The organism is Stenotrophomonas sp. GZD-301 (genome assembly GCF_049310345.1).
In the GTDB taxonomy this organism is placed as follows: Bacteria; Pseudomonadota; Gammaproteobacteria; order Xanthomonadales; family Xanthomonadaceae; genus Stenotrophomonas.
Window position 1 is genome coordinate 1 of record NZ_JBMOWY010000095.1, and the last position, 6,963, is coordinate 6,963.

The 6,963-nt window shown below is 45.0% G+C and carries 6 protein-coding genes and 1 pseudogene; 5 read left to right on the forward strand and 2 right to left on the reverse strand.

All coding sequences use genetic code 11. From position 1 onward, the window contains the following. Positions 1 to 52: 52 nt before the first annotated feature. Complete coding sequence (locus ACO6VK_RS20395) at positions 53 to 985, reverse strand: IS5-like element ISAba12 family transposase (protein ID WP_053579251.1); 933 nt, start codon at positions 983 to 985, stop codon at positions 53 to 55. Positions 986 to 1,218: 233 nt separating this feature from the next. After that, positions 1,219 to 1,317 (reverse strand): annotated as a pseudogene (locus ACO6VK_RS20400) (ATPase); the annotation flags it as partial. A 626-nt stretch (positions 1,318 to 1,943) separates the two neighbouring features. Between ACO6VK_RS20400 and phnC the strand changes: the two are divergent. The 5 genes from phnC (at position 1,944) to ACO6VK_RS20425 (ending at position 6,334) form a co-directional block, all read left to right on the forward strand. Then, the gene (phnC, locus tag ACO6VK_RS20405; RefSeq protein ID WP_004757460.1) at positions 1,944 to 2,675 is read left to right on the forward strand and encodes a phosphonate ABC transporter ATP-binding protein; all 732 of its coding nucleotides are present in this window, start codon (positions 1,944 to 1,946) and stop codon (positions 2,673 to 2,675) included. Between the two features lie 67 nt (positions 2,676 to 2,742). After that, complete coding sequence (gene phnD / locus ACO6VK_RS20410) at positions 2,743 to 3,615, forward strand: phosphate/phosphite/phosphonate ABC transporter substrate-binding protein (RefSeq protein ID WP_005071474.1); 873 nt, start codon at positions 2,743 to 2,745, stop codon at positions 3,613 to 3,615. 18 nt (positions 3,616 to 3,633) lie between these two features. Then, positions 3,634 to 4,431 carry a phosphonate ABC transporter, permease protein PhnE gene (gene phnE / locus ACO6VK_RS20415; RefSeq protein ID WP_004757464.1) on the forward strand — a complete coding sequence of 266 codons (798 nt, stop codon included), beginning with the start codon at positions 3,634 to 3,636 and terminating at the stop codon, positions 4,429 to 4,431. A gap of 41 nt (positions 4,432 to 4,472) precedes the next feature. Beyond that, positions 4,473 to 5,480 carry a phosphonate dehydrogenase gene (locus ACO6VK_RS20420; protein ID WP_005071472.1) on the forward strand — a complete coding sequence of 336 codons (1,008 nt, stop codon included), beginning with the start codon at positions 4,473 to 4,475 and terminating at the stop codon, positions 5,478 to 5,480. After that, positions 5,477 to 6,334, forward strand: coding sequence for a LysR family transcriptional regulator (locus ACO6VK_RS20425; RefSeq protein WP_000609033.1), 858 nt, complete (start codon positions 5,477 to 5,479; stop codon positions 6,332 to 6,334). Before ACO6VK_RS20420 ends, ACO6VK_RS20425 begins: the two co-directional genes overlap by 4 nt. Positions 6,335 to 6,963 lie beyond the last annotated feature (629 nt).

A 6,963-nucleotide genomic window follows, 5' to 3' on the forward strand; every position in this document is an offset into this window, starting at 1 on the left:
GGCTTTGTTGCACAAAGATTTGAAATGCAAAGCGCCCCTAATTGAGCCAAATTTAAGGCGTAACTTGGGTAAGTGGTCGACCTAATTCCGTAAATCTGTTAAGGACTGCTACACGTGCATGGATCTCATTCACTTGGCTATCAAAACTCCTTGCACTGAGTTTATCTCCTAATAATTTGATGCAATGCATCTTAGTTTCAACCAAACTTCGCCGATGATAGCCTGACCATTTTTTCCATAGTGTCCTGCCTAAACGTTTAATTGTTCGAAGTAATTCATTTCGCTCTAGCGAGCTACTCTTTGTATCTTTCCATGGTTTCGCATTTTTTCTAGGTGGAATCACCGCATGCGCTTGCCGATCTGCAATGACCTGACGGCATTGCTTGGTGTCATAAGCTCCATCGGTATAAACAGAGTCAATCCGCTCATCTTGTGGAATCTGATTAAGTAAATCACCAAGCACCTGTGAATCACTGACATTATTGGTTGTAAGCTGAACTGCTCGTATTTGTAGGGTTTTAGCATCTATACCAATATGAAGTTTACGCCATTGGCGACGATATTCAGGTCCATGTTTCTTGCGTTTCCATTCGCCCTCACCTAGAAACTTCATGCCTGTAGAGTCCATGAGTAGATGCAGCCCATCGCTACTTTTTTGGTAGCTGATTACAATATCAATATGCTTTTGTCTTCTACAAAGCGTGGTGTAATCTGGAGCTATCCAATTTAATCCGCAAAGTTTAATCAGACTTTGCACAAAGCCAGTGACCATACGTAAAGACAGACGGAATAAGGATTTAATCATTAAGCAGCATTGGATGGCTGCGTCGGAGTAGGTTTGATTTCGCCCTTGTTTGCCTTTTGATGGCGCATACCATTGCGTAGCAGGATCAAACCAAATGGCAATATTTCCGCGACTCATGAGTGCTCGGTTATATGCGGGCCAATTGGTTGTGCGGTAGATTTTGTGTGTAGGCTTCTTCATTTGAAAATTATATCGCTGAAAAACCCTTTACAGATAGGTTTGTGCAACAAAGCCCGCTGCAATTGTCAAATGTCACTAAAAACTGACCCACTATTTGCATCTAAAATTGACCCACGTAGTTGTTAAAATATTACAGTCGTGAAACTCAATTAATTGATGGCTAACTCCTCCTGATCTATTTTGGTTTGTCGTGGTTTAGTTCGCTTTGTTGCAATTCCCTTGGTACTCGATTCTTTAAAGCGCCAAGACTCATTGCCTGTTTCGACGATATGACAATGATGCGTTACCCCCGCCAAAATAGATATCCATAGTGCGATATGTAGTTGCAGAGTGCCTAACAATATTACTATCTAGGAATATTTTCATGGCCATGCCTAACGAGGCTGTAGCGAAACTCCCAGCCGAATTTTACCCATTAAAGCGGTCCAAATAACAAACATATTTCATGCTGCTATTCAAATTCCAGCTCACTAAAGCGCAACAACTTCGCTACTTTTCAAATAGCCGCGCATCACCAAAAATAAAATATTTGTACTTCGAGTTTTGCTACAACTTCAACGAGTCTGTAGTAAAAGGAATCCGTAAAGACACTTATCCACAGCACTCTCTGTATTGATTAGTAGTAGGTTAAAAGCCACGCAAACGATTTTACATAATCGCCACTTATGAGTAGTGACGTAATTTTAATGTGTCTCGACCTATTTTGAGCCTTCCAGCTGCGTTCGGCCAGAAGCGGACGCCAGGGTGTGCCTTAAAATCCTGCTAAACCCCTCCCAGCTAGCTCCGCCAATTACCGGCGCCTCACTGCATACCAATTGGAAGTCTTATAGCCAAGCGTTTGAGTGCGATTGCTAATTGCTCGCAATAAAACTGTAACATTGAGTCGTTATGCTCACCTCATTATCTGATTTCGTAATCAAAAATAAAGATTGATTACAACAACGAGGGTCTGGCAGCAATGATTCAACTTCAAAATATTACCGTCCAGTACGGACAAATGATTGCGTTGCATCCAACTTCACTCACGTTTCAAGAGGGACAGTTTTCAGTGTTGCTCGGTGCCTCTGGTGCAGGCAAATCAACAATGCTCCGTTGTCTTAACCTGATGCAAAAACCCACTAGCGGCAATATAAACATTACAATGTTAGGTTCATTGTTGGACAAAAAAATATTGCAAGAGCATCGTCGGCGTACTGGCATGATATTCCAGCAGCATCAATTAATTGGTCGACTTTCTGTTTTGCAAAATGTGCTAATGGGTAGACTAGGTTATCACTCGACGCTTCGTACTCTTTTTCCTCTATCGAAGGAGGATCAATCTATTGGATTACACAGCCTTGACCGCGTTGGGCTACTTCACAAAGCACTCTCACGAGTGGATGAGTTAAGTGGCGGTCAGCAACAACGCGTGGGTATAGCTCGGGCATTAGCGCAGCGACCGGCACTTGTTTTGGCAGACGAGCCTGTGGCAAGCCTTGATCCAGCAACCGCCAACAAAGTCTTGGCGCTCTTACACCAGATATGCAAAGAAGACGGCATAACCGCTGTAGTCAGCCTACATCAAGTCGATCTCGCTAAACGCTATGCTGACCGAATCGTCGGTCTGGCTCATGGCAAGGTTGTGTTCGATGCAATACCAGCGGCTCTGACACAAACGCATGTAACTGAACTCTATGAACAAAAAGCGTAATTGAATTCAAACATTCCAAATATTACTCATAACCATTGTTTAACTTAAGAACTGAGGAGAAATAACCATGAAAAAGCTATTCGAAAAGCTATTCGCTGTACTGGCTCTAATATCGTTTAGCCTCTTAGGTAGTGTCACATATGCCGCACCTAATCCTGACCCCGGCACATTAAAAGTTGCTCTCTTGCCTGATGAAAATGCATCAACCGTCATTAAAAATAATAAGCCTCTAGAGATGTATCTTGAAAAAGCTCTGGGCAAAAAGATTGAGCTTATTGTTACCACTGACTATTCATCAATGATTGAAGGAATGCGGTTCGGTCGTATTGATCTTGCATATTTTGGGCCCTTGTCTTATGTATTGGCCAAACAGAAAAGTAAGATTGAACCATTTGCAGCAATGCAACAAAAAGGCACAACAACTTATCAGTCAGTGCTAATTGTGAATAAGGCGGCGGGCATCAACAACATCACAGATATCAAGAAAAAAGCCGTTGCCTGGGGTGACAAGGCCTCTACATCCAGCCACCTGATCCCCAAATCAATGCTTGCTGATAAAGGATTATTTGCCGGAAAGGATTACAAGGAGCATTTCGTAGGCGCTCACGATGCAGTGGCGATGGCAGTTCAGAATGGACACGCGCAGGCCGGTGGTCTGAGCAAGCCCATTTTCAAATCGCTCGTTCAGAGCGGCTTGATCGATCTAAACAAAGTGAAGGTCTTAGTGGAGTCAAAACCGTTTCCTCAGTACCCATGGACTATGCGCTCTAACTTAAAACCAGAGCTAAAAGTAAAAATTCGTGCTGCCTTCCTCGATTTGAAAGATCCGAACGTGTTGAAACCATTCAAGGCTGATGGATTCGGGCCTGTAACAGATAAGGATTACGATGTCGTGCGTGATTTAGGTAGTTTGCTAAAGCTAGATTTTTCCAAGTTCTAATTTTTTGAGATCTCTACAATGAATACGAACTTCGAAGCCATATTGTCAGAGCAGCGCCAAAGCTGGAATCGAGTAGTTAGGTATGTGATATTGATTTTAGCTATTGTCGTCGGATGTTGGTATTACGTTGGTCTATTTGATGGTGAGCGTTTAGGCGAAGGCGTGCCAAGTCTTGTTAGTCTCATTGGTGAGATGTTCCCTCCCAACTTTAGTGAGTGGAGAGCATGGGTCAAGCCAGTGCTCGATACCTTAGCCATGAGTATTGCTGGAACCGCCATCGCTGTGCTTTTGTCCGTGCCCTTGGGTATTTTGGCTGCACGCAATACCAGTCCACATCCAGCGGTCTATCAGGCTGCGCGTGCTCTGTTAAATGTGTTGAGATCTGTTCCTGAGCTTATTATGGGTATAGTTTTCGTGGCAGCTGTCGGCTTTGGTGCACTGCCGGGTGTGTTGGCATTAGGCCTGCACTCAATCGGCATGATCGCTAAGTTTTTTGCGGAAGCGATTGAGCATACAGATCAAGCACCAGTTGAAGCTGCGCAGGCCGCAGGTTGCAGCCCGCTACAAGTGATATTTCATGGCATTTTTCCGCAAGTATTACCGCAAATGGCCGACACCGCGATTTATCGGTGGGAATACAATTTTCGCGCCTCAACGGTGATGGGAATGGTCGGTGCCGGCGGTATAGGTTTCGAGTTGATAGGATCGCTGCGTCTTATGCAATACCAAGAAGTATCCGCGATATTGCTGGTCATTCTTGGGATGGTGACGCTAGTTGATACATTCAGTTCATTCTTGCGTCGCAAGTTCAAGTAGCTAACCCATATAAAAAATCCGGTATACACATGAGGGTCCACATGAAACAAAAAATAGTTCTTACCCACTGGGTTCATCCTGAAATTATCGATTATTTACAATCTGTTGCGGATGTCGTTCCCAACATGACCCGCGATACTATGTCGCGCGCAGAATTGCTGGAGAGAGCAAAGGATGCTGACGCACTGATGGTATTCATGCCTGACAGTATCGATGATGATTTTCTTGCGTCCTGCCCTAAATTGAAGATTGTAAGTGCAGCACTCAAAGGCTATGACAACTTTGATGTCGATGCTTGTACCCGCCGTGGTATTTGGTTCAGCATCGTGCCGGACCTTCTGACCATCCCAACGGCGGAGCTGACAATTGGATTGCTTCTTGGCCTGACTCGCCATCTGGCCGAGGGGGATCGCCGTATCCGAACTCACGGATTTAACGGGTGGAGACCGGAACTATACGGAACGGGTTTAACAGGACGCACACTCGGAATCATCGGTATGGGTGCGGTCGGGCGAGCGATTGCGAAGCGCTTATCGAGTTTTGATATGCGGGTGCTTTATTGCGATGACATCGCCTTGAATCAAGAGCAGGAAAAGGCCTGGAATGCACGACAGGTGAGTCTCGATGAATTATTAAGTAGCAGTGACTTTGTTGTACCTATGCTGCCAATGACGCCGCAAACTTTGCACTTATTGAATGCAGAAACAATTGGCACAATGCGCACAGGAAGCTACTTGATCAATGCGTGTCGTGGTTCAGTTGTCGATGAATTAGCTGTTGCCGAAGCACTTGAATCTGGAAAATTGGCGGGTTATGCGGCAGATGTTTTCGAATTGGAAGAGTGGATCCGTGTTGATAGGCCAACAGCTATTCCGCAGGAGTTACTGACCAATACAGCGCAAACATTTTTCACCCCACATTTGGGGTCTGCGGTCGACGACGTGCGTTTCGAAATCGAGCAACTAGCAGCCAATAATATCTTACAGGCACTGACCGGCCAAAGGCCATCCGATGCTATCAATAATCCAATTTTGGAAGGCGTTAATTGATCAATCTTGAACGCGTAGTTACTTTTCTGGCTGTCGTGAATCGGGGTGGCTTTCGTGAAGCAGCCAAGCACACAGGGCTCTCACAGTCAGCTGTGACTCAGCATGTTAGGCGCCTAGAAGAGTCGCTGGGTGTCAATCTGATTGTGCGAAACAACGCAGGTAGTACGCTCACAGAGGAAGGCAAAGTGTTTTTGCCTTATGCGGAAAACCTAGTGCGCACCGGATCCAGAGCGTGCGCATTATTCGACACAAATCGTCTTGTAATAGGCGCGAGCTCGAATATCGGCATCTATGTATTGCCACCGCACTTGAGGCGGTTCAAGGAAACAGCAACTTGCAATTTTGATGTAGTCATTGGCGATAATCTTACCATTGTGAAAAAACTGGAAAACTTTGAAGTCGATGTGGCCATTATGGAATGGTGGGATCAACGAGAGGGATTTGATGCATGCGTTTGGCGAAGTGAAGCACTAGCTGTGATTGTGCCGGTGGAGCATCCGTGGGCCAAATTGGCGAGTATTCCATTAGATTGGCTGAAGGGAGAGAAATTGCTGGGGGGAGAAACAAGTAGCGGCACAGGGCGTCTGTTACAGCATTTTTTCGGAAGCGTGGCAGATTCTATTGGTGTATCTATGCAGCTTGGAAGCACAGAGGCGGTTAAACGGGCAGTACAGGCAGGCTTGGGTATTTCATTGGTGATCTCTTCGTCTGTGGTCGATGAGTGCGAGAGTGGTCGACTAAGAAGCGTTAAAATTGAAGGGATCACCCCCTACAAAAATCTTTACGTTATTTGTCGTGGCAATATGCTTGAAAATACACCATCGGCACATTTCAAAAAATTTCTACTTCAGTAGATGGATGGTATGTTGTTTATGCCAACAGTTAGAAAGTGTGAAGTTTGCCGTGACATATCATGATTTTAAGTTGATGGTAGCATTTTATTTATTTGCGTTATTTCTCTAGAAGGTAGGCGTCTAAATACTAAGTTTTCTACCTTTAAAAGGCCATATCGAACATCCACTTTAATCTGCGGTATCAAGAGAAGATTATTTTTTGCGAACATCCGCTTTGGGCACAACTGAGCCGGTTCTGGTGCTTTGAAATTAATTTAGATCAATTGCATCGCATATCCACCAGCTAACGTGTCCGTTAGTCTCACTAGCCCCTTTTCGGGTACATCTAGTGTGTCAGGTGCTTAGGCTCTAGCGCAAAAGGCGTACTCTTAATCTTCTCAAGACTCGCCTGTATCCAACCTGCTTTGGTCGCCTGATCATCACTGTGGTCAATGTCCGCGTCATTCAAACCCTTGAGCGCATTGATTTCTGCCAACTGTTCAGCGGTCAATGGCATAGGCTGCTCACCCTTACGGTAAATTTTTCTAGTAATTGGCATAGTATTCCTCCCGTTCTGTAGCATCCGCTTTACGTGCTGTGATGAGACGTATTATCTCACGTCCCGCAGAATCTTCCGAAACTAAGTGACC